Source organism: Vogesella aquatica, from assembly GCF_028548455.1.
Classification (GTDB): domain Bacteria; phylum Pseudomonadota; class Gammaproteobacteria; order Burkholderiales; family Chromobacteriaceae; genus Vogesella; species Vogesella aquatica.
Window position 1 is genome coordinate 57,519 of the sequence record NZ_JAQQLF010000015.1, and the last position, 20,556, is coordinate 78,074.

Annotated in this window: 20 protein-coding genes; 10 read left to right on the top strand and 10 right to left on the bottom strand. The window is 59.2% G+C overall.

Annotated features, from left to right (window positions below; genetic code table 11):
* Window positions 1–30: 30 nt before the first annotated feature.
* Window positions 31–510 carry a Cys-tRNA(Pro) deacylase gene (gene ybaK / locus PQU95_RS12615; RefSeq protein ID WP_272752352.1) on the top strand — a complete coding sequence of 160 codons (480 nt, stop codon included), beginning with the start codon at window positions 31–33 and terminating at the stop codon, window positions 508–510.
* Here the strand turns inward: ybaK and PQU95_RS12620 are convergent, their stop codons facing one another.
* Window positions 511–1,713: a multidrug effflux MFS transporter gene (locus PQU95_RS12620; protein WP_272752353.1), complete on the bottom strand. Its 1,203-nt coding sequence runs from the start codon at window positions 1,711–1,713 to the stop codon at window positions 511–513.
* 71 nt (window positions 1,714–1,784) lie between these two features.
* Between PQU95_RS12620 and arsC the strand changes: the two genes are divergently transcribed.
* Window positions 1,785–2,129, top strand: a complete 345-nt coding sequence (arsC, locus tag PQU95_RS12625) for an arsenate reductase (glutaredoxin) (RefSeq protein WP_272752354.1) — start codon at window positions 1,785–1,787, stop codon at window positions 2,127–2,129.
* 162 nt (window positions 2,130–2,291) lie between these two features.
* Here arsC and PQU95_RS12630 read toward each other — a convergent pair whose 3' ends face one another.
* Window positions 2,292–4,667, bottom strand: a complete 2,376-nt coding sequence (locus PQU95_RS12630) for a penicillin-binding protein 1A (protein WP_272752355.1) — start codon at window positions 4,665–4,667, stop codon at window positions 2,292–2,294.
* A 218-nt stretch (window positions 4,668–4,885) separates the two neighbouring features.
* Here PQU95_RS12630 and PQU95_RS12635 point away from each other — a divergent pair, with 218 nt between their 5' ends.
* From PQU95_RS12635 to PQU95_RS12670, 8 genes are all read left to right on the top strand, one after another.
* Window positions 4,886–5,926: a pilus assembly protein PilM gene (locus PQU95_RS12635; RefSeq protein WP_272752356.1), complete on the top strand. Its 1,041-nt coding sequence runs from the start codon at window positions 4,886–4,888 to the stop codon at window positions 5,924–5,926.
* Complete coding sequence (locus PQU95_RS12640) at window positions 5,927–6,496, top strand: PilN domain-containing protein (RefSeq protein WP_272752357.1); 570 nt, start codon at window positions 5,927–5,929, stop codon at window positions 6,494–6,496.
* Window positions 6,493–7,101 carry a type IV pilus inner membrane component PilO gene (locus tag PQU95_RS12645; protein ID WP_272752358.1) on the top strand — a complete coding sequence of 203 codons (609 nt, stop codon included), beginning with the start codon at window positions 6,493–6,495 and terminating at the stop codon, window positions 7,099–7,101. The genes PQU95_RS12640 and PQU95_RS12645 overlap by 4 nt, the downstream gene beginning before the upstream one ends.
* Window positions 7,102–7,103: 2 nt before the next feature.
* Window positions 7,104–7,619 (top strand): pilus assembly protein PilP, encoded by a 516-nt coding sequence (locus PQU95_RS12650; protein ID WP_272752359.1) that lies wholly within the window; start codon window positions 7,104–7,106, stop codon window positions 7,617–7,619.
* Window positions 7,616–9,754: a type IV pilus secretin PilQ gene (locus PQU95_RS12655; RefSeq protein WP_272752360.1), complete on the top strand. Its 2,139-nt coding sequence runs from the start codon at window positions 7,616–7,618 to the stop codon at window positions 9,752–9,754. Before PQU95_RS12650 ends, PQU95_RS12655 begins: the two co-directional genes overlap by 4 nt.
* Window positions 9,755–9,787: 33 nt before the next feature.
* Window positions 9,788–10,330: a shikimate kinase AroK gene (aroK, locus tag PQU95_RS12660; RefSeq protein ID WP_272752404.1), complete on the top strand. Its 543-nt coding sequence runs from the start codon at window positions 9,788–9,790 to the stop codon at window positions 10,328–10,330.
* A 6-nt stretch (window positions 10,331–10,336) separates the two neighbouring features.
* Complete coding sequence (gene aroB / locus PQU95_RS12665) at window positions 10,337–11,422, top strand: 3-dehydroquinate synthase (RefSeq protein ID WP_272752361.1); 1,086 nt, start codon at window positions 10,337–10,339, stop codon at window positions 11,420–11,422.
* 84 nt (window positions 11,423–11,506) lie between these two features.
* A complete protein-coding gene (locus PQU95_RS12670; RefSeq protein ID WP_272752362.1) occupies window positions 11,507–11,887 on the top strand; it encodes a type IV pilus assembly protein FimV in 381 nt (126 codons plus the stop codon).
* A gap of 1 nt (window position 11,888) precedes the next feature.
* On the opposite strand, the gene PQU95_RS12675 is transcribed toward PQU95_RS12670, so the two are convergent.
* From PQU95_RS12675 to rfaQ, 8 genes are all read right to left on the bottom strand, one after another.
* Complete coding sequence (locus tag PQU95_RS12675) at window positions 11,889–12,305, bottom strand: type IV pilin protein (RefSeq protein WP_373321402.1); 417 nt, start codon at window positions 12,303–12,305, stop codon at window positions 11,889–11,891.
* Complete coding sequence (locus tag PQU95_RS12680; RefSeq protein ID WP_272752364.1) at window positions 12,305–12,844, bottom strand: GspH/FimT family pseudopilin; 540 nt, start codon at window positions 12,842–12,844, stop codon at window positions 12,305–12,307. The genes PQU95_RS12675 and PQU95_RS12680 overlap by 1 nt, the downstream gene beginning before the upstream one ends.
* Before the next feature lie 226 nt (window positions 12,845–13,070).
* On the bottom strand, window positions 13,071–14,816 hold the full coding sequence (msbA, locus tag PQU95_RS12685; RefSeq protein WP_272752365.1) for a lipid A export permease/ATP-binding protein MsbA: 1,746 nt from the start codon (window positions 14,814–14,816) through the stop codon (window positions 13,071–13,073).
* The gene (locus PQU95_RS12690; protein WP_272752366.1) at window positions 14,813–15,922 is read right to left on the bottom strand and encodes a glycosyltransferase family 4 protein; all 1,110 of its coding nucleotides are present in this window, start codon (window positions 15,920–15,922) and stop codon (window positions 14,813–14,815) included. Before PQU95_RS12690 ends, msbA begins: the two co-directional genes overlap by 4 nt.
* The gene (locus PQU95_RS12695) at window positions 15,915–17,216 is read right to left on the bottom strand and encodes an O-antigen ligase family protein (RefSeq protein WP_272752367.1); all 1,302 of its coding nucleotides are present in this window, start codon (window positions 17,214–17,216) and stop codon (window positions 15,915–15,917) included. The genes PQU95_RS12690 and PQU95_RS12695 overlap by 8 nt, the downstream gene beginning before the upstream one ends.
* Window positions 17,213–18,334: a glycosyltransferase family 9 protein gene (locus tag PQU95_RS12700; protein WP_272752368.1), complete on the bottom strand. Its 1,122-nt coding sequence runs from the start codon at window positions 18,332–18,334 to the stop codon at window positions 17,213–17,215. The genes PQU95_RS12695 and PQU95_RS12700 overlap by 4 nt, the downstream gene beginning before the upstream one ends.
* On the bottom strand, window positions 18,331–19,476 hold the full coding sequence (locus tag PQU95_RS12705; RefSeq protein WP_272752369.1) for a glycosyltransferase family 4 protein: 1,146 nt from the start codon (window positions 19,474–19,476) through the stop codon (window positions 18,331–18,333). The genes PQU95_RS12700 and PQU95_RS12705 overlap by 4 nt, the downstream gene beginning before the upstream one ends.
* Window positions 19,473–20,555: a putative lipopolysaccharide heptosyltransferase III gene (gene rfaQ, locus PQU95_RS12710; RefSeq protein ID WP_272752370.1), complete on the bottom strand. Its 1,083-nt coding sequence runs from the start codon at window positions 20,553–20,555 to the stop codon at window positions 19,473–19,475. Before rfaQ ends, PQU95_RS12705 begins: the two co-directional genes overlap by 4 nt.
* Window position 20,556: the final 1 nt, after the last annotated feature.

Consider the following 20,556-nt stretch of genomic DNA (forward strand, 5'->3'; position numbering starts at 1 on the left):
GCCCTGTCTTACCCTGCCCTATCGATAGCCATGTCCAAGGAAAAAGCCCCGGTCACCCAGGCGGTGCGCATGCTGCGCGAACACCAGGTGGCCTATACCGAGCATCTGTACAAATACGAAGAAAAAGGCGGCACCCGCGTGTCGGCGCGCGAGCTGGGCGTAGACGAGCACGCGGTGATCAAGACGCTGATCATGGAGGACGAGCTGCGCAAGCCGCTGGTGGTGCTGATGCACGGTGACCGCGAAGTGGCCACCGGCGTGCTGGCCAAGCAGATCGGCGCCAAGAAGATCACGCCGTGCGACCCGAAAACCGCCGACAAGCACAGCGGCTACCAGGTAGGTGGCACCAGCCCGTTTGGCACCAAGAGCAAGCTGCCGGTGTATATGGAAGCCGGCATTGCCGGGCTGGAACGGATCTACATCAACGGTGGCAAGCGCGGTTTTCTGGTGGGCATGGCACCGGCCGAGCTGCAACGCGTGCTGCAGCCGGTACTGGTAAAAGCCTGCTGATTACACCGGCCGCAGGATACGGCGGCGATAAGCGCTGCGCAGCACAAAGCCCGCCACCAGGAAGCCCAGCATGGTCAGCGCCAGGCTCTGCACGCTACCCCATACCAACGGTGAAATCACCCCGGCCAGCAGCGTGGAAAACATGGTCTGCACAAAGCCCTGCACCGACGACACCGTGCCGCGCAGGTGCGGAAACTGGTCCATCAGCGTCAGTGTCATCGACGGTGCCGACATCGACATCCCAGTGGTGTACAGCGCCAGCGGCAATACTGCCCACGGCACCGACGGCGTCATCAGGAAAGCCTGCAGCAAGTTGGCCGCCGTGGCGGTAAACATCAGCACATAGCCGATATTGACGATGGTGCGGGTATCGCGCCGCCCGGCCAGCTTGCCGGACAGAAACGCGCCAAACATGATGCCGGACACGATGGGGCCGAACATCCACAGAAAATCGTTATGCCCCAAGCCCAGGTGCTGCATGACGAACACCGGTGCCGACGGGATGTACACGAAAAAGCCGGCAAAATTGCACGACACCGCCAGCGCCAGCAGCTGGAACTCGCGCTTGCGGCCAACCTCCAGATAATTGGCCAGCAGCTGTCGCCACGCAAATGGCGTACGCGCCGCCACCGGGTGCGTTTCCGGCAGGGCACGCCAGCACAAGGCAAAGATCACCACCCCCAGCAGGGCCAGGAACACAAAGATGGCACGCCAGCCCAGGGCCCCGAACAGCATGCCGCCGATCAGCGGTGCGATGGCCGGCGACAAGGAAAACAGCATGGTGACCTGCGACATCATGCGCTGCGCATCGTGGCCGTGGAAGGTATCGCGGATGATCGCCCGCCCTACTACCAGCCCGGCACCGCCACACAGGCCCTGCAGGCCACGGAACAACAGCAAGATACCCAGGTTGGGGGCCAGCGCGCAGCCTACCGAGGCCACGGCGAACACCAGCGTGGACGCCATAATCACCGCACGGCGGCCGACCGAGTCGGAAATGGCACCGTGCCACAGCATCATCACGGCATAGCAAAACAGGTAGATCGACAGGGTTTGCTGCATTTCGATGGGTGATGCCCCCAGCGAAGCCCCCATTTCGTGCATGGCCGGCAAAAAGGTATCGATGGAGAACGGCCCCAGCGATGCCAAAGCGGCCAGCATCAGCGCCAGCACGCCAAAACGGCGGTTAGATGAATCAGACATGTAAAAAAAGACTTTCTTGCCCAGAAAACTGCGATATAAAAGTGACACTCTCGCAGCACATGGAAAGCATCATGATTCGTTACTACCACAACCCGCGCTGCTCGAAATCCCGCGAAGGCTTGCAACTGCTGCAACAGCACGGCGCCCAGCTGGAGGTGATCGAGTACCTGAAAACCCCGCCATCGGCCGACGAGCTGGCCGCCATCATCGCCATGCTGGGGGGGGACCCGCGCAGCATGATGCGCAAGAAGGAAGAAGAATACGCCGCCCTGCACCTGGACGACGTGACACTGGAAAACAAGCACCTGATCCAGGCCATGCTGGCCCACCCCAAGCTGATCGAGCGCCCACTGGCGGTGAGCAACGGCAAAGCCGCTATCGGGCGGCCACCAGAAAACCTGCTGGCACTATTATAGTGTAAAGGGCGGCCAGGCCTGCCGCCTGCACCAGCCCATGGGCATACCTGCAGCCACCACCGGTGACAGCAACCAGAAAAACTATTGCAGTTCAAGCAGATAGAACAATCCCCGGCAAGCCGGGGATTGTTCTATCCAGCAGATCAGTGTGTTTACCGCCTTTTAGAACAGCTGGTCTTTCACGTTCTCCACTGCATCTTGCACAGGTGCCGCCGGCTCCTCGGCACCGGCACCGGATGCGTCACTATCTTCACTACGGTCAGCACCCGGTACCGAACCACGGTTATTGATACGCAGCTCAGGGTTGGTACGCTGGAATTCTTCCAGGTAATACTCATCATTGCCGCGCAAACCGGCCCCCGGTTTCACCACCACGCCGGCAGGCGGCGGCAGCTCGACATCCGGCACACCTTTCAGCGCATTGCTCATGTAATTGACCCAGATCGGCAAGGCGGCGGTGCCACCATAACCGTAACGCCCCAGGCTACGCGGCTGGTCAAAACCTACCCAGGTCACTGCCACCAGATTCGGATTGAAACCGGCAAACCACGCATCACGGAAATCGTTGGTCGTGCCGGTCTTGCCCGCGATATCGTTGCGACCCAGCGCCATGGCACGGTTGGCCGTACCGTAACGCACTACATCGCGCATCATGTTGCTGATAATGAATGCATTGCGCGGGTCGATGGCCTGCGGGGCATTCTGCCCGGCGATAGCGGGCAGTGTGCGCGCCAGCACACGGCCACCTGCGTCTTCGATACGGTCGATGAAGTAGGCGCGGGTGCGGAAGCCACCGTTGGCAAACACCGAGTAGCCTTCGGCAATTTGCATGGGCGTGGCGGTACCTGCCCCCAGCGCCATGGTGAGATAGGCCGGGATATTCTTGCCGTCAAAACCGAAATGCTGCACGTACTGCTGGCCAAAATCGGTACCGATGGACATCAGGATACGGATAGACACCAGGTTCTTGGACAAGGCCAGCGCCCGGCGCATGGTAATCATGCCCGCATAGCGGCCATCATCGTTTTTCGGGTCCCAGCTCTGGCCGCCTATGGTTTGCGGGTCTACCGTGATCGGCGCATCGTTGATCATGGTGGAAGGTGTAAAGCCCCGGTCCAGCGCAGCGGAGTAAATAAACGGTTTAAAGGTGGAGCCCGGCTGACGGATAGCCTGGGTCACGTGGTTGAACGGGCTGCGGTTAAAATCAAAACCGCCCACCAGCGAACGGATGGCGCCAGTACGCGGGTCCATCGAGACAAAGCCGCCTTCTACCTCGGGCATCTGGGTAATCTGCCAGCCACCCTTGGCATCCTGCACCACCCGCACATGGGCACCGGGGCGCAGGCGCTGTGCCGGTGTAACGCGCTCGGAGAGCGCAGAGCGGGCAAAGCTCAGGCCACTACCGGTGATGTCTACTTTTTTGCCGCCGCGCAGGTACACGCGTACGCGCGACGGGCTCGCAGCCAGCACGATGGCCGGCTGCATATTGCCGCTGTCGCGAATGGCAGCCAGCGACTCGTCCAGCGCCTCTTCCAGCTCATCCGGTGCAATGGCAGACAGGTCGGTAAACGCTTCCGGGCCACGATAAGCCTGGCGGCGGTCATAGTCTATCAGGCCGGCACGCAGCGAATCGAATGCCCACTGCTGATGCTTGCTGTCCAGCGTGGTGTACACGCGATAGCCCTCGGTATACGCCGCCTCTTTGTAGCGGCCATACATGGCCTGGCGCACCATTTCGGCCATGTACTGCGCAGGTAGACTGGCCTCCAGCGTGGGCTTGGCCAATACCGTGGGCTCGGCCTTGGCCTGCTCGTATTCGTCACCATTGATAAAGCGCAGCTCGTGCATGCGGCGCAACACATACAGCTGGCGCAAGCGCGCACGTTCCGGATTAACAACAGGGTTGTAGCTGGAAGGGGCTTTGGGCAAACCCGCCAGCATGGCCATTTCGGCCACGCTCAGATTGGCCAAAGGCTTGCCATAATAGGCTTGCGCGGCCGCAGAAAAGCCGTAAGCACGCTGTCCGAGGTAGATTTGATTGATATACAGTTCTAAGATCTGGTCTTTCGATAAAGTATGCTCAATCTTGAACGCCAGCAGCGCTTCATTGAATTTTCGCGTGAACGTGCGCTCGCTGGATAAGAAGAAATTTTTTGCCACTTGCATAGTAATGGTGCTTGCACCAGAGTGCGCGCGACCGGATACTATATTGCCAACTGCAGCACGCAACACGCCCAGATAATCAATACCGCCATGCTGGTAAAAGCGTTCGTCTTCTGCGGCCAACAGTGCCTGTTTCATATGCTGCGGCACATCCTGGATGCGGGTAAAAGAGCGGCGCTCTTCACCGAATTCGCCAATCAGGACATTATCGGCAGAATAGACACGCAGTGGCATCTTGGGACGATAGTCGGTCAGTACATCCAGGCTGGGCAAGCGTGGATAGGTAATCACCACGGCAATCAGCATCAGGCCCGCTACAATAACGGCCAAGCCGGCAAGCAGGCCTGCGGTAACGGTAAAAAAGCGCTGGAGCATCATTGTTCTAGCCTATAAAAGTGATGGCGCATTATAACCGCAAGGTGGCGCCTTAAGACGAATAGCAAACGTACACCCCGGTGTGCACTGCAACAAGGAGGTTGGTGACCAGCCGATTACGGCGGCACCTGATAATGATGCCTGGAGAAAAAAGTCGTTTCGATAGAAACCGCCTTCAACAGCTATTCAGCAGTTGGCTCCCCTCATCACGCCAATCCATGCTTGGCCTGGACATCAGCTCCACCTCCATCAAAATGGTAGAACTCAGCCGCAGCGGACGCACCCCGCAGCTGGAACGCTACGTGGTGGAACCGCTGGCCAAAGACCTGATTACCGACGGCAACATCAATAATATGGACGAGGTAGCCGATGCTATCCGTCGCGCCTGGCACCGCCTGGGCTCCCCGACACGCCGCGCAGCCATTGCCCTGCCTACGTCCATGGCCATCTACAAGAAAATCCTGGTACCCGCCGCCGCGCTGGGGGACGACCTGGAAATGCAGGTAGAAAATGAAGCCAACCAGTACATCCCTTTCCCGCTGGATGAAGTCAATCTGGACTATCAGGTGCTGGGGCCATCCAGCAATAGTGCAGACGACCTGGACGTCATGATTTGCGCTTCCCGCAAAGAGAAAGTGGAAGAACGCGTGGCGGTAGCCGAGATGGCCGGCCTGAAGGTAGAAATTGTCGATATCGACGCCTTTGCCATGATGACCGCCTTCGAGCAGATTCAGCAGCAGCTGCCTGATCAAGGCATGAACCAGACCTTTGCCCTGTTCGATATCGGCGCCAGCAAAATACACTGCTCGGTCATCCGTAACGGCCAGCAGCTTTACTACCGCGAACAGGTGTTTGGTGGCGTACAGCTGACACGCGATATCCAGCGCCGCTATGGCTATACCTACGAAGAAGCCGAAGCCGGCAAACGCAGCATGTCGCTGCCAGACGGCTACGAGGCCGAGCTGCTTTACCCATTTGTGGATTCGCTCGCGCAGGAAATCCAGCGTGCCTTGCAGTTTTTCTACACCACGGTAAGCGTGTCGCAATATCTGCGCGTGGACTACATCCTGCTAGCCGGTGGCTGCAGCATGCTGTCCGGCCTGGATGACGCCATTCTGAACCGTACACAGATCAGCACCATGATTGCCAACCCGTTTACCACCATGACACAGGCACCGGGCATACAGCTGAAGGCGTTACTACTAGACGCGCCATCGCTGCTGGTATCATGCGGCTTGGCCCTGCGGAGATTTGACTAGATGATCCGCATTAACCTGCTGCCGCATCGCGAACAGAAAAAGGCTGCCCACCGCAAACGCTTCCAGACTCTGCTACTGGGCAGCATCTTGCTCGCCTTGGGCGTGACTTACCTGTGCCACATGGCGCTGGAAGACCAGAAAGCCAGCCAGCTGGCGCGTAACCAGCGCCTGGAAACAGAAATCAACAAAATCAACAGCAAACTCAGCAATATCGAGTCGCTACGCCAGAAGAAAGCCGTTTTGCTATCGCGTAAGCAGCTGGTAGAAAAACTGCAGTTTGACCGAACCCAAGCGGTATACATTTTTGACGAACTCATCCGCCTCGTACCGGAAGGGGTGTACCTGAAAGACTTCCGCCAGACAGGCAGTAGCATTGCACTCAGTGGCTACTCTCTGTCCAGCGCGCGCGTATCGGCTTTCATGCGTAACCTGGCCGAGTCCGGTACCTTTGCCGAACCAGTGCTGATCGAGGTCAGTGCGGCCAACGTGGACAAGATACGCGCCAACCAGTTCAGCCTGAGCGTGGCGCTAAGAGCCCAGCACGCACCCAGCACCGGAGCACCACAATGACCCTAGACGACGTGCGCAACCTTGATTTCAAGGACATGCCCAACTGGCCGCTTCCCGGCCAGCTCGCGGCTCTGTGCCTGCTGGTTTTGCTGGTACTGGGTGCCGCCTACCTGGCGGTGTTTTCGTCGGTTCAGGATGAAATCGAACAGGCCCGTCTGCAGGAAGAACAGCTACGCCAGACTTTCGTCGACAAAAAGCGCCAGGCCAGCAACTTGGTCGCACTGGAAAACCAGCTAAAGCAGATTGAAGTCTCGTTTGGCACCCTGCTCAAACAGCTGCCTACCAAGTCCGAGATGGACTCGCTGCTGACCGAGATCAACCAAGCCGGTATTGGCCGCGGCTTGCAATTCGAGCTATTCCGACCCGCAGGCGAAGTCAAAACCGACCAGATGGCCGAGCTGCCCATTCAGATCCGCCTGACCGGCACCTATAACGAGCTGGCAGCATTTGTTACCGACGTGTCCCAGCTCTCCCGCATTGTCACCATCAGCGACATTTCGCTCACCCCGGTGGGTGATGCCAAACTCAGCCGTCTGGTCATGATGGCCACCGCTAAAACCTATCGCGCGCTGGAGGCAGAAGAGAAACTCTCTGCACCGAAATGATCATGACGCGACTCATTCCACTGCTGTTCCTGCTGGCAGGCTGCAGCTTTACCGAACAAGACGATCTGGAGCAATGGATGCAGCAAGCCGGCAGCGGCTTGCACGGCCAGGTGGAGCCACTGCCACAGATCGAACCCTACAAACCGTATCAGTACCGCGGGCAAGACCTGGTTTCACCGTTTGAAACCAACCGCCTGCAGGTGGCACGCAAGAATACGGCGGGTAATCTGCCCGATACTGGCAGGCCGCGCGAGATACTGGAAAATTACGAGCTGGACAAGCTCAAACTGGTCGGCACCATATTACTGAAATCGGAACGGCTGGGGCTGATCCAGACGCCGGAAGGGGGGATCTACCGTGTTCGCACGGGTAGCTTCATCGGCCCCAACTACGGCATCGTGCGCTCGGTGGCAGAAACCGAAATCAAACTGGAAGAAACAGTCGAGGATGTGAACGGCGAGTGGGTAAAACAGGACAACAGCCTCTACCTGCTTCAGGAACAAGGAAAAACACCATGAAAACAATGACCCTGACGCATCTCGCTTGTGCCCTGTTACTTGCCGGCCTCACCCAGGCCGTATGGGCTGCTAATGGTATTACCGGTATCGAGCTGGTCAAGAACAACCAGGATCAACAGGTTTTGTCGCTGACCTTTAATACTGCCCTGCCAGCGGCACCTAACAGTTTTGCCATATCGAACCCGCCACGTGTCGCCTTCGACTTCCCCGACACACGTAATCTCACCGGTAAGAATCAGCTACCCTTTGCCGCCAGCCTGCTTAACACCGCCACCTTGGTAGAAGGTCAGGGCAAAGCACGCCTGGTACTAAACCTGAGCAAATCCACCGCCTATACCAGCGTCGTGCAGGACAACAAGCTGCTGATCACCCTGAATGGCCCCAGCAACGCCAGCCCGCAGAACACAGCCGTGGGCCGCACAGAAACGCCGACCGAGATCCTGCCCCCTGTCGTCACTGCGGCACCACACGCCATTGCACCCAATGGCGTGGTGCAGAATGTTGACTTCAAACGCGGTGACAACGGCGAGGCACGCATCCTGATCGACCTGAACAGTGCCAATACCCCAGTCGATATCAAACGCGAAGGCAAGTCCGTCATCATCGACCTGGCAGGCGTGAAAGTACCGCGCCATCTGGAGCGGCGCCTGGACGTTACCGACTTTGCCACCCCGGCACGCCGAATCGACGCCACAAACCAGGGCAGTGGCAGCCGTATCGCCGTGCAATCCGAAGGCGACTGGGCCTACTCCTCCTACCAGACCGACAAACGACTGGTAGTCGAAGTGCGAAAGAGCTCGGCAGAAGAAGTGGAAACCGCACTCCAGGCCCAGGGCAAAGCCAACTACAAAGGCGAAAAACTGTCGCTGAACTTCCAGAACGTGGAAGTACGCTCCCTGTTGCAGGTCATCGCCGAGTTTACCGGCATGAACATCATTACCAGCGACTCGGTCAACGGCACGCTGACGCTGCGCCTGAAAGACGTGCCCTGGGACCAGGCACTGGACCTGATCCTGGCGCAGAAAAACCTGGAAAAACGCCAGATCGGCAACGTGGTACGCATCGCACCGCGTGAAGAGCTGCTGGCCATAGAGCGCCAGGCTGCCGAATCGCAAAAGCAGCGTACCACCAATGAGCCCATCATTACCGAAACCTTCCAGATCAAATACCGCGCCGCCGAAGAAATTCGCGAAGCACTGAAAGACCTGGCCGGCTTCTACAGTGAAAGTAGCACTTCGGCCCAAGGTAGCAGCAGCACCAGCAACAGCACCAAGGCCGCCATTCTGGTTGACCCGCGTTCCAACAAGATCATCATCCGCGAGCGCATTTCCGTGATCGAGGAAATCCGCAAGGTGATACAGACGCTGGACATGCCACTACGCCAGGTGCTCATCGAGGCGCGTATTGTCGAAGCCAAAGACAACTTCCAGCGTGACCTGGGCGTGCGGCTGCAATACACACGGGCCGGCGGCGACACCTCGGTAGGCTCGCTGGCCAATGGCACCAAGATCCCCCTTGGCGGCATTCCCGATGGAGACGTTACCTTCAACCCGAACGTCAGCCTGCCATCCTCGCTGTCTGGTGCGTCGATTGCAGCCATTTTCAAGGGCGCCAGCTCGATTATTGGCCTGGAACTTTCGGCCATGCAGGCTGAAGACCGCGGCAAGGTAGTCTCCAGCCCGCGTATTCTCACCGCAGACCGCACCAAGGCTACTATCACGGAAGGGACCGAAATCCCCTACCAGACCGTCGACGAAAATGGCAAATCGTCCACCACCTTCAAGAAGGCCAACCTGAGCTTGTCCGTCACCCCGCAGGTGACACCTGAAGATGATATTGTGCTGAAGCTGAATATCACCAAAGACACGCCCAACACCAAGCTGAAAGTAGGCGAAAACCCGGCCATCGACAACAAGACTGTCGATACCGAGGTGCGTGTAGAAAATGGCGGCACTGTAGTGATTGGTGGCATTTATATCCAGGAACAGAACACGGTAGAAAACCGTGTGCCTCTACTGGGCGACCTGCCTGTGGTAGGGGCCTTGTTCCGTAACAACTCCAATACCAGTAATCGCCGTGAACTGCTGGTTTTCATAACACCGCGTATCGTGGAGAATGAGTTCATCAGCCGCTAAGCTAGCAGACACGTCATGAAGTCATCCGATACAATGCCTGCCATGGAACTGGCAGGCAATTTTTTTCTGGTGGGCCTGATGGGCTCGGGCAAAACCACGGTTGGCCGCACACTGGCAAGGCACACGGGCAAAACCTTCTACGACTCTGACCATGAAATCGAGCGTCGTACCGGTGTGCGCATCACCACGATTTTTGATATCGAAGGTGAGCCGAAATTCCGCGAACGCGAACGCGATACCATCGCCGAGCTGTGCCAGCTGCAGGGCATCATACTGGCCACCGGTGGTGGCGCCATCCTGGCACCAGAGAATCGCCAGGCACTGCGCAAGCACGGCACCGTGATTTACCTGCGAGCCCAGATAGACGACATCCTGGCCCGTACCCAGCATGACAAGAGCCGCCCCCTGCTACAAACCGCAGACCCACGCAGTAAGCTAGAACAGCTATTTGCCGTGCGCGACCCGCTCTACCGTGAAATCGCCGACATCGTGATAGACACCTCGCACCAGAACGTCAACGTACTGATTCACCGGCTGGAACAACGGCTGCTATCCCTTCAAAGCAAAACCCGCTAAAACGCCATGATCACGCTCAACCTTTCCCTGCCAGACACTAGCTACCCCATTCACATCGGCCAGCACATCCTGGGCAATGCCGAACTGCTGCTACCCTACCTGAAGCAGAAGAAGGCGGTGATCATCAGCAATACCACGGTCGCCCCACTTTATCTGGCACCACTGAAAGCGGCACTGGAGCAGCACGGGGTCAGCATTCTCACCGTCACCCTGCCCGACGGCGAAGACTTCAAAACCTGGGAAACCCTGAACCTGATCTTTGATGCCTTGCTGAATAATAAGTGCGAGCGCAGCACTACCCTGATTGCTCTGGGGGGTGGCGTCATCGGGGACATGGTGGGGTTTGCTGCAGCGTGCTACCAGCGCGGCGTACCATTCATCCAGGTGCCCACCACCCTGCTCTCGCAAGTGGATTCGTCGGTCGGGGGCAAAACTGCCATCAATCACCCGCAGGGCAAAAACATGATTGGCGCGTTTTATCAGCCCAAAGTGGTGATCGCCGACATGATGCTGCTGGATACCCTGCCGGAGCGCGAGCTGTCGGCAGGCCTGGCCGAGGTGATCAAATACGGCCTGCTGGGCGACGCCGGCTTTATCAGCTGGCTGGAAGAGCATATGGCTGCGCTGCGGGCCAAGGATAAAACCGTGCTAGCCGAAGCAGTACGCCGCTGCTGTGCCATGAAGGCAGATATCGTGAGCCAGGACGAGCGCGAAAGCGGGGTACGTGCCTTGCTTAACCTGGGTCATACCTTTGGCCATGCTATCGAAGCCGGACTGGGGTTTGGCACATGGCTGCACGGCGAGGCCGTGGCAGGCGGCATGATGCTGGCGGCAGAAGCCTCCCGCCAGCTGGGCTATCTGAATGACAGCGACGTCAGCCGCATCGAAGCCCTGCTGCACGCCGCCGGCTTGCCTACCGTCAGCCCGAACCTGGGCTATGAAGCATGGCTGGAGCACATGAGCCATGACAAAAAAGTGAGCGACGGCGCCATCCGCTTCGTACTGATGCGCGAACTTGGCCATGCCATTGTCGCAGCGCTACCTGAGCCAGTACTTCACGCCACCCTGCATAGCCGCTTCATCGCCAAATAGCTGCGTATGGGTACTACGAATTTCTACGAATAGGCAGCGTCCCGTGAAGGCCGGACAATAGCAATACTCGCTCAGGAGATTGCCATGTTAGGCCTTGTCAAAAAACTTGCCGATAAAATGCAGACCAGCCAGGAAATGGGCCTGCTTAGCCATACCCCGTGGCGCTATGTACCACCACGAGAAAGGCTGATCGACCCCATTGGCGAAGCGGAAGTCTTCCTGGCTTACGGCAAACGCCGCGAAGCCTTGCAGGTCCTGAGCCATACACTGCGCCACGAGCCCGATAATCTGGCAGCAAAGATGCTGCTACTGCAGACGCTAGCCTACCTGCGTGATATACCGGCCTATTGCAAGCTGGCGCGTGAGCTGGCTCCACAATTGGCCGGTCAGGGATCGTGGCACACGATCTGCGCAGAAGGGCAAGCGCTGGCCCCCTATGAACCACTGTTTATGTACCGTGCCTGAGCTATAGCAAGCGGCAGCGCTCCTTGCTGCCATCGGGTGCGCAATATTTCATGATGCCGGTCTGCGTCAGCTCTACATAACCTAGCAGCCCATCTGTTGCCGTGGCCCGTAAAACAAAATAGCCGTTATCGGTATTCCGTGCCGTAGCAGCAAAGCCGATCGTGTAGCGCGCAGCACCCTGCTCCGGGTGCTGCGTGTACGGCAAGGCCGGCCAGCGCGAAGCGGTTTCTTTGTAACCACCCCGCTGGCTATAGTAGGCCTCCAGAAACACGGCATCATGCTGTAGCAGTGCCGCTACAGCGCCCCGGTCAGCGCGTACTTGTTCGTCCCGGTAAAGCCATGCAGACAACATGGTCAGAATGGCAGCGATCGCCAGCACCACCATCAGTTCCAGCAGGGTAAAACCGCGGCTCGCCATCAACAGTCACTCACTTGACGAAAGCCTGTGGCCCACACCTGCAAACGCCGGCACAAACCGCTACTCTTGCCGCGTGCGGTATAGCTGACGCCCGCATGAACGGATAGCACGCCACTAGGCCGTATACGGTAACGATCTACGCTACTGGAGAGTGCGACCTGTATGTCAGGGGGTAAAGTCAGCACATCCAGCGCTTCCTTGCTGTCGTACCCTCCCGCCACGCCACCAGCCTTATCGATGAAAAACAGCACGCCCTCGGCCAGCGGGTAGCCATCGGCTGCTCTGGCTACTACCTGGCAGCCCTGTACGTCCAGGTTAGCTTTCAGGTTGGCGATACAGATATGTACCGAGGTATTGCGGGTGATCGCCTCGCTGCGCATCCGCATCAGGCCAGAAGCAATGCGAGACAGCTGAGTATCCAGTGCCTGCTGCTCCTGGAAGCGGGCATACGGCGCCGCAGACCACGTCCATAGCAAGAGTAGCAAGGCCATCACCAGCAACAGCTCCAGCAAGCCTATTCCATATTGTGTACGAGACATAGCGCCCCCGCGTCACCACGGCAGCACAGGCTTAGCCGCAATGCCGTGTGAATGAGATGAGGCAGCTTAGGAAAGACTTTTTATGCATGTCAATGTATTTTTCACATCATGTAATATGCCCAGCTTTCATTCATTACAATGATTCACACAGCACGCTCAATTCAATAAGCAAGCCCCAATAAAAAGCCGCAGCACGTGGCTGCGGCTTGTTGCGTCCGAGGTAAGACTATTCGGTAAATTGCATACTGTGCAACCTGGCATAAAACCCCGCCGCGGCCAGCAGGGACTGGTGTGTGCCGCTTTCGACAATCTCGCCTTGATGCATCACCACAATGCGGTCGGCTTGCTCAATGGTAGACAGGCGATGCGCAATGACCAGCGTGGTGCGGTTCTTCATCAGGTTATCCAGCGCAGCCTGCACCAGACGCTCGGACTCGGTGTCCAGTGCCGACGTCGCCTCATCCAGAATCAGCAAAGGCGCATTCTTCAGCAAGGCTCTGGCAATGGCTAGACGCTGACGCTGCCCACCCGACAGGCGGGTACCGTTCTCGCCGATTTCGGTATCAAACCCCTGCGGTAGTGCCTCGATAAAATCCAGCGCGTTGGCCGCACGCGCCGCCTCGATAACCTCCTCGCGGCTGACCTGGTTCAAGGCGCCGTAGGCAATGTTGGCCGCAACCGTATCGTTGAACAACACCACGTCCTGGCTCACCAGGGCAATCTGCTGGCGCAGCGCTGGCAGCGCGTAGTCGGACAGCGGTTTGCCATCCAGTAACAGCAGGCCACTATCGGGTTCGTAAAAACGCGGCACCAGGCTAGCCAGTGTGGTTTTACCCGAGCCGGACGAGCCAACCAATGCAACGGTTTCACCAGCCCGTATCGCCAGATTGATCCCTTGCAGGGCGCGCTTTTCTACCCCGGGGTAGCTGAACGACAAGTTCACCATCTCCAGCTCGCCACGCGTCCTATGCAACATGGTCGCACCGGCATTCTTTTCTTCCGGCTCATCCAGGAACTGGAAAATGGTTTCGGCGGCAGCCAAGCCACGCTGCAGCGCCTGCGAGATACCGGTGATGCGCTTGATCGGCGCAAACAGCAGCATCATGGCAGTGAGGAAAGACATGAAGTCGCCCGCACTGAAATCACCATGCTGCGCACGCAACGCGGCGAAATACAGGATGGCAGCCAGCGCACAGGCAATCATCAGCTGGGTCACGCCAGTATTGGCCGAGCTGGCCGCACTTTGCTTGACCTGGTTACGGCGCAGCGCATCGGCGGCCTCGTGAAAACGGCCGATTTCATAGCTTTCGCCACCGTAAATCTTGACCACCTTCTGACAATCAATACTTTCACTCACCACTTGCGTCATCTGGGCCATGCGCAGCTGGTTCTCACGCGCCAGACCACGCAAACGTTTGCCGACAAAATGCATGCAGGCCGTCACCGCCGGCATCACCACAAAGCAGATCAGTGTGAGCTGCCAATCGGTATACAGCAGCAATGCCAGCAAGCCTAGCGTGGTGACACCATCTTTTACCGCCACGGTAATCACGTTAAAACCAGCTTCCGTTACCTGGTTCACGTCGTTGGCAATACGCGAAATCAGCCGCCCGGACTGGCTCTCGTCGTAAAAGCTCACCGGCAGGCGCAAGAGCTTGGCAAACATCTCTTCGCGCAGCGTCTGCACCAGGCGGCCGGTCAGCCAGCTGGCGGTGTATTCATTGATGAAGCTGGTCAAACCACGCAGCATGAATACGCCGATGATGGCCAGTGGCACCCAGCGTATGGTGTCCGGGTCTTTGCTGACAAAACCACCATCGATCAGCGGTTTGAGCAGGCGCGCAAACGCTGCCTCGGTCAGGGCTGCGATGGTCATGGAAATCAGCGACAGGATCAGTACTTTCCAGTAACGCTGGATATAGGCAAGCAGCCGGCGATACACCTGCCAGCTGTGTTTGAATGAATCGTTCATGGTTCTTTCGCAGCAGTAGCGGCCAACCCGGCCAGCGCCAGCAGGCGGGTGGTATTGGTATGAGGTGAAAAGCGCTGACGCACGTCCTGGCAGCCCGCCTGTGCCAGACGCTGCATCCGCTCAGGCTGTTGCAAGGCTTCGTCAATGGCATGAGCCCAGGCAGGTACATCGCCCGGTGGCAGCAAACAGCCGGTTTGGCCGTCGGTAATGGTTTCCGGTATCCCGCCGGTGCGGCTGGCCAGCACCGGGATACCCAGCCCCAGAGCTTCGATCTGCGACATGCCCAGGGGCTCGTAACCGGATGGCATCAGCACCAGGTCAGCGCTGGCCAGCAAGGCGGCGACCGGTTGCACCATCCCGGCCAGCAACACATGCTGCGTCAGCCCAAGGCGGGTGATTTCCGACTGCAAGCGGGCAAGCTCCGGGCCCTCGCCCGCGATGACATAGCGCAGTTGCGGCCAACGTGCCACCAACAAGGCCATGGCCTGCAAAATCGTCTGGTGCCCTTTCTCGCCACGCAGCATGGCAGCCTGCACCATCAGCGGGCCGGGGTGTTCGTCCAGCCACTGCTGTACTGGCGCAGGCAAGGCCGCGTGGGCATCGCTGTCGATACGCTCAAAGTCGATACCCGGGTACACCACGTGCAAGCGGTCGGCGTGTATCGCCGGGTTCCGCAGCAGTGCATCGCGCAGGTACTGGCTAGGCAGCATGGTGGCATCCACCAGCTGGTTGTACGACCATGCCGAGGCTTTGCCCGGCTGATAAGTCCGCGAGCGCAACAGAAAGGGCCGGTGCCGCACCAGGCGCGCGGCAATAGCCAGATTGTTGCTATCGTGCCCGCTATGGCAAACAGCCAGCCGTGGGCGGTAGGTCGCCATCCAGCGGCGCAGAATGGCAATAGATGGCAGATGCACGCTATTACGGAAGCGCACAGGCAGCACTTGCAAGCCCTGCTGTTGCGCCACCGCTGCCACGCGGGTGCCAGGCCGGCAAGCCAGTACCGGCTGATACCCGAGCTTTGCCAGCTGACGCATTTGCTGCATCAGCTGCAGCTCTTGGCCGCCGACATTAGGGGAGGATTCGGTAAAAAGTACGTGATTAGACATGTGATTTCCCGGTTTGGCCCTGGTGGATCCACGCCAGCAGTGCCGCTACCGTAAACAGGAAAATATGCAGCATGTGGTCCTTGTTGACACTCTCCAGCACCATGCGCCCGAGAAAGCCACAGGTCACCAGCATCAATGCCAGGCCCGCCACGTCACGACGCACAACAAAAGCCTTTAAGCCGATCACGATCAGGCTCATGCAGAAAGATAGCCATAACAGGACACCCGGCACGCCAAGCCCGACACCAAGATCGACAAAACCGCTGTGACTATGCCCAACCTGGTTGGGCTTACCCACCGCAAACAGTGCCTGGCTAAACGCCCTGCGGTCATAGCCATAACCCATGGGCCGCTCCGCCATCAGATCCAGTCCGGCACGAATCCACGCTACGCGCTCATAGGCAGAACCATCCACCTCCCGGCCATCAAACTTGGGATACGGCCCCATGCGCAGCCACCCCAAGCCATCCCTGTCTTGCCAGGCGATGGTCGCGGACTGCACAAATATCTGGTTACGGGCATCTTTCTGCACCGCTTTGTAAACGAAGCCGGCCATACCGCCCCCCACCAGCAACAATAAAACCAACAGCCGGGTGCGAGACAGTTGCTGGCGATGCGTCAGCACATAGATCAAGGTAAACGACAAGACCAGATAGCTCAAACCGATCAGGCCATTGCGAGCCCCGGCATGAAAGCTGGCAAAGAACATCAAGGCACCAATGGCCAGCAGGCTCCATAGCGGGAAACGTGTCTTATCCTGGCCAAATCCGGCCAACACCGCAACGAATGCCATGGCAAAGTTCACAAAGAAGGTAAACTCCAGCTTGGTCGCGGTAGTAAAAACTTCCATATACGGCCATGCCCCATGCTGGTAGTAGTAGCGCGCAGCCATGAATACCTCTGCGGATACCAGCAAAATCCCGGCGGTTACCACACAATCCAGAATGGACAAAGGGCGCTGGCGACTAAACAGTACCGTCCCGGCGATAAACCACAAGCCGCCCATTAGCAATTGGCTACGCCATTCCGCCAGCGATATGCTCGTCCAGCCGGATAGCACCACACTGTGTAGCAGGGCATACAGTAAAAAGCCCGCTAACAGCAAGCTAGGTAGAGGCCAACTGGAGAGCGTACGCAAGAGTACCTGCCTCTGGACACCAGCCCAGCACAGAAAAACAGCCAACAGCACATAACGCAGTGCGATCGTATGAGAAACGTTGGATACAGTGAGAAAGAGAATGGCCAGCAGAACCGCCCAGACACCCGGTTGACGCCACAGAGCAAGCCACTTCATGTGAAATTTCCTGCAGTCAGAATGGATTGAAGCACCGCCTCCGGCCGTACCGCCGCCATACATTGCACCTGTTTACAGCCACCCGGCTGCGCACCAACAGGCCGGAAGCAGCGTAGCGCCCAGTCTACCGGGCGGTGGTGCACACTGCGTTGAAAGCGGCAGGGAAACAAGGCCGGGCCAGCCCCCAGGCAGGTATACCGGCTAAAGAAATGGCTGGTGCCGAACAGCTCTTCACTGCCTGGGCCAAACAGCATGACCAGCGGCACACCCGCGGTTTTGGCCAGGTGGGCAATGCCGGTATCCGGGCACACGCACGCCTGGGCTGCGGCCAACACGGCGCGTAGCTGCGGCAGGGTTAATGAGCCCGAGATGACGATATCCTGCGGCAGCGGGGTAACCCGCTCGATCAGGTGATGCTCGCCCGGCCCACCGGACCACACCACAGCCAAGCCTCGCTCGCGCAATGAAGCCGCCAGGCTTTGCCAGTATTCGCTCGGCCAATAGCGTGTGGGCGAACTCGCCCCCACGTGCAGCACCACGTATCGTGCTGGCAGCGCAGGAACACGCTGCTCGCCCAGCGGCCAATGCGCCAGGTCGAATGGCTGGGGTGCAGGGCCGTCTACCAGCCTGGCGGCAGTATCTGTCCACGCTTCCGGCTCTTGGGAGTAGGGGATGCGCTCGTCCACCAGCCAGTTCTTGTAATGCGGCATCTCGCCATCAAAACCGACAATCCAGCGCGCACCGATGGCGCGCGCCAGGTAGCTCAAGCGGTTCTCGCCCATCAAATACACCATGTCGACACGCGGCAGGGCAAACAGGCGGCGGATGCTGGCAAAGTCGCGCGGGTGCCACGGCATGGCACGGATGCCATAGGGCTGGCTATCGTACAGCCCGGCCTGCAGCGGCGGGCAGGCCAGCACGATGTCGGCGGCGGGGAAACGCTCGCGCAGCTTGGCCAGCAGGCTGGTGGCCATCAGGGCATCACCCAGCAAAAACTGGTGCAGAACCAGAATGCGCTGCACGCTCTGCGGCTGCGGTTTGCGACGTAGCCACTGCCACGGCAAACGGAACAACAAGGTAGCAAAAATCAGCACACGGCCCGGGAAGCGCCCTTTCATGCCAGGCCCTCCGCGTCAGGCAGCAAGGTGGCGAACAGGGTCAGCATCTGCCCGACCATGCGCGGCTCGGTATAGGGCAATACAGCTTGACGCGCTTGCTCGCCCCGTTGCGGCCAACTGGCGCGTGCGGCCAACCATTGCCCCACATTGTGTTGCCACGCGGCCTTGTCATCCGGTGCCGCCAGCCAGCCGGTTTGCCCCGGCTGCAGCAGCTCGCCACCGCCGCAGCGCGTACTGGTGAGTACCGTCAGGCCGCAGGCCATGGCTTCCGCCACCACCAGGCCAAATGGCTCATAAATGGACGGCAGGATGAAGCCATCGGCCATACCGTAGTAACTGCGTACATCGCGCTGCGCGCCGGCGAAGTGAACGCGCCCGGCCACGCCCAGCTGGCTGGCCAAAGCCTGGTAGTGCCGGCTTTTCTTGTCGCTGCCGACTACCACCAGCTGCACTGCCGGGTGCGGCACGATGGCGTGCAGCGCCTGTGCCAGCCCTTTGCGTTCGAAGCCGGAACCCACGTACAGCAATACCGGTGCATCCGCGCTTAAACCATACTGCTGACGCAAGCTATCGCGCTGCGCACGGGCATCCCGCGGGTTGAAAAACGCGCTATCGATACCGTTGTAAACCACGTGGCAACGCTCGGCCGGCAGGCCGGTGTACTGCATCACGTCGCGTTTGACCATGTCGGAGATACATACCACCCCGCGAAATGCCGGGTCGCGGTACATGCGCTGCTCCATGGCCAGCATGTAATGATGATACGGGTTCAGCGCCATGGATACGCGGGCGGCGATACCGCCACGCTGGCGGCGCACGTCCAGCCAGGCAGCGTGCACGCCGTCGTCCGCGCGGTATACATGGCAGCCCGGGATGCGCTCGTGCGAGAGCACCAGGGCGGCATCCAGCGCCTGCCACAAGCGGCGTGCCGCACGGGCAAAGCCCCAGTCGCGCCACACACTGCCCAGATAAAACGGGTTGACGCTATGCGCCTCGATGCCCGGCACGGCTTCCCATTTGCGGTTAATCAGCAGGGTATGCAGCGCCGCATGGCCTTGCAGCTGGCGCAAAATAGCGCTCACAACGCGCTCGGCACCGCCAGCAGGGTTGAATTTCTGGCGGATGATGGCAATACGCTTCATGCCAGCGCCTCTTGCAAGCTGTCTACTGCGGCCAACACCTGCTGTACGCTGATTTTTTCCAGGCATTCGCTGCGCCAGCTGCCACCGCAACCGGCATTGCCGCAGGGGCGGCAGGCCATGTTGGCCGCCACCACACGGTGCGGCACCTGCCACGGGCCCCATTCGATATCGCCGGACGGGCCAAACAAGGCCACACAAGGCGTTTGCACTGCAGCAGCAATATGCATGGGTACCGAGTCCACTCCGATATACAAACGCGCCGAGGCAATGGCCGCCGCCAGTTCTTTCAGGCTGAGCTGGCCCGCCAGGCTGGCCACCGGCCGCTGCAAACGCGCGCTAATGTCAGCCAGCATGGCCATTTCGTCCGCGCTGGGGGCCGCAGTCAGCAAAATCCTCTCGCCACGCGCGGTGAGCTGGTTGATCAGCTCGGCCATTTTTTCAGCCGGCCAGCTCTTGAATAACCAGCGCGAGGTGGGATGCACCAGGATATAGCCACCAGGAACCAAGCCCGATGCGGCCAACTTGGCCGCCAGGCTGGCCTCGGCATCGGCACCGGGCAGCAGCGTCAGGGCGCGGGCATCCGGCGCAGGGTAAATACCGATGCGGCGCAAGGCATCCAGGTGCACCTCTACCGTGTGGCGGCGGTTACCCGGCACCTGCAGATAGCGGTGGGTAAAGGTTTTCTTGAAGAAACGGCCATACGGCCCCTGCGGGCCTACCGACCAGCGCGGCTTGAGCAAGCGCACCAGCCAGGCGCCGCGATTATGCTCGGTCAGCGTGATGACCAGATCGTACTGACGCGACTTCAGCACTGACAGCAGCTGCCATTCGGCACGCAGCTGGCCCAGCGGGCCCAGCTTTTTCCACTGCCGGTCTATGGTGTGCAGCTGCGACAACGCCGGGTGGCCAGACAGCATCTCGCGCGTGTCGTGGTACACCAGCGCGTCTATCTCGGCGTGAGGGGCGTGCGTTTTCAGCGCCGTCAAAACCGGCGAGGACAATAGCACGTCGCCGTGGTGGCGCAGCTTGATCAGCAATACGCGGCGCACGGCCGTCAGATCGATGGCGTCTATGAGCATG

What these genes read in the sequence shown, in the direction of transcription:
- ybaK (WP_272752352.1), top strand. Translation starts at nt 31, where the DNA reads ATGTCCAAGGAAAAAGCCCCGGTCACCCAGGCGGTGCGCATGCTGCGC.
- PQU95_RS12620 (WP_272752353.1), bottom strand. Translation starts at nt 1,713, where the DNA reads ATGTCTGATTCATCTAACCGCCGTTTTGGCGTGCTGGCGCTGATGCTG.
- arsC (WP_272752354.1), top strand. Translation starts at nt 1,785, where the DNA reads ATGATTCGTTACTACCACAACCCGCGCTGCTCGAAATCCCGCGAAGGC.
- PQU95_RS12630 (WP_272752355.1), bottom strand. Translation starts at nt 4,667, where the DNA reads ATGCTCCAGCGCTTTTTTACCGTTACCGCAGGCCTGCTTGCCGGCTTG.
- PQU95_RS12635 (WP_272752356.1), top strand. Translation starts at nt 4,886, where the DNA reads ATGCTTGGCCTGGACATCAGCTCCACCTCCATCAAAATGGTAGAACTC.
- PQU95_RS12640 (WP_272752357.1), top strand. Translation starts at nt 5,927, where the DNA reads ATGATCCGCATTAACCTGCTGCCGCATCGCGAACAGAAAAAGGCTGCC.
- PQU95_RS12645 (WP_272752358.1), top strand. Translation starts at nt 6,493, where the DNA reads ATGACCCTAGACGACGTGCGCAACCTTGATTTCAAGGACATGCCCAAC.
- PQU95_RS12650 (WP_272752359.1), top strand. Translation starts at nt 7,104, where the DNA reads ATGACGCGACTCATTCCACTGCTGTTCCTGCTGGCAGGCTGCAGCTTT.
- PQU95_RS12655 (WP_272752360.1), top strand. Translation starts at nt 7,616, where the DNA reads ATGAAAACAATGACCCTGACGCATCTCGCTTGTGCCCTGTTACTTGCC.
- aroK (WP_272752404.1), top strand. Translation starts at nt 9,788, where the DNA reads ATGCCTGCCATGGAACTGGCAGGCAATTTTTTTCTGGTGGGCCTGATG.
- aroB (WP_272752361.1), top strand. Translation starts at nt 10,337, where the DNA reads ATGATCACGCTCAACCTTTCCCTGCCAGACACTAGCTACCCCATTCAC.
- PQU95_RS12670 (WP_272752362.1), top strand. Translation starts at nt 11,507, where the DNA reads ATGTTAGGCCTTGTCAAAAAACTTGCCGATAAAATGCAGACCAGCCAG.
- PQU95_RS12675 (WP_373321402.1), bottom strand. Translation starts at nt 12,305, where the DNA reads ATGGCGAGCCGCGGTTTTACCCTGCTGGAACTGATGGTGGTGCTGGCG.
- PQU95_RS12680 (WP_272752364.1), bottom strand. Translation starts at nt 12,844, where the DNA reads ATGTCTCGTACACAATATGGAATAGGCTTGCTGGAGCTGTTGCTGGTG.
- msbA (WP_272752365.1), bottom strand. Translation starts at nt 14,816, where the DNA reads ATGAACGATTCATTCAAACACAGCTGGCAGGTGTATCGCCGGCTGCTT.
- PQU95_RS12690 (WP_272752366.1), bottom strand. Translation starts at nt 15,922, where the DNA reads ATGTCTAATCACGTACTTTTTACCGAATCCTCCCCTAATGTCGGCGGC.
- PQU95_RS12695 (WP_272752367.1), bottom strand. Translation starts at nt 17,216, where the DNA reads ATGAAGTGGCTTGCTCTGTGGCGTCAACCGGGTGTCTGGGCGGTTCTG.
- PQU95_RS12700 (WP_272752368.1), bottom strand. Translation starts at nt 18,334, where the DNA reads ATGAAAGGGCGCTTCCCGGGCCGTGTGCTGATTTTTGCTACCTTGTTG.
- PQU95_RS12705 (WP_272752369.1), bottom strand. Translation starts at nt 19,476, where the DNA reads ATGAAGCGTATTGCCATCATCCGCCAGAAATTCAACCCTGCTGGCGGT.
- rfaQ (WP_272752370.1), bottom strand. Translation starts at nt 20,555, where the DNA reads ATGCTCATAGACGCCATCGATCTGACGGCCGTGCGCCGCGTATTGCTG.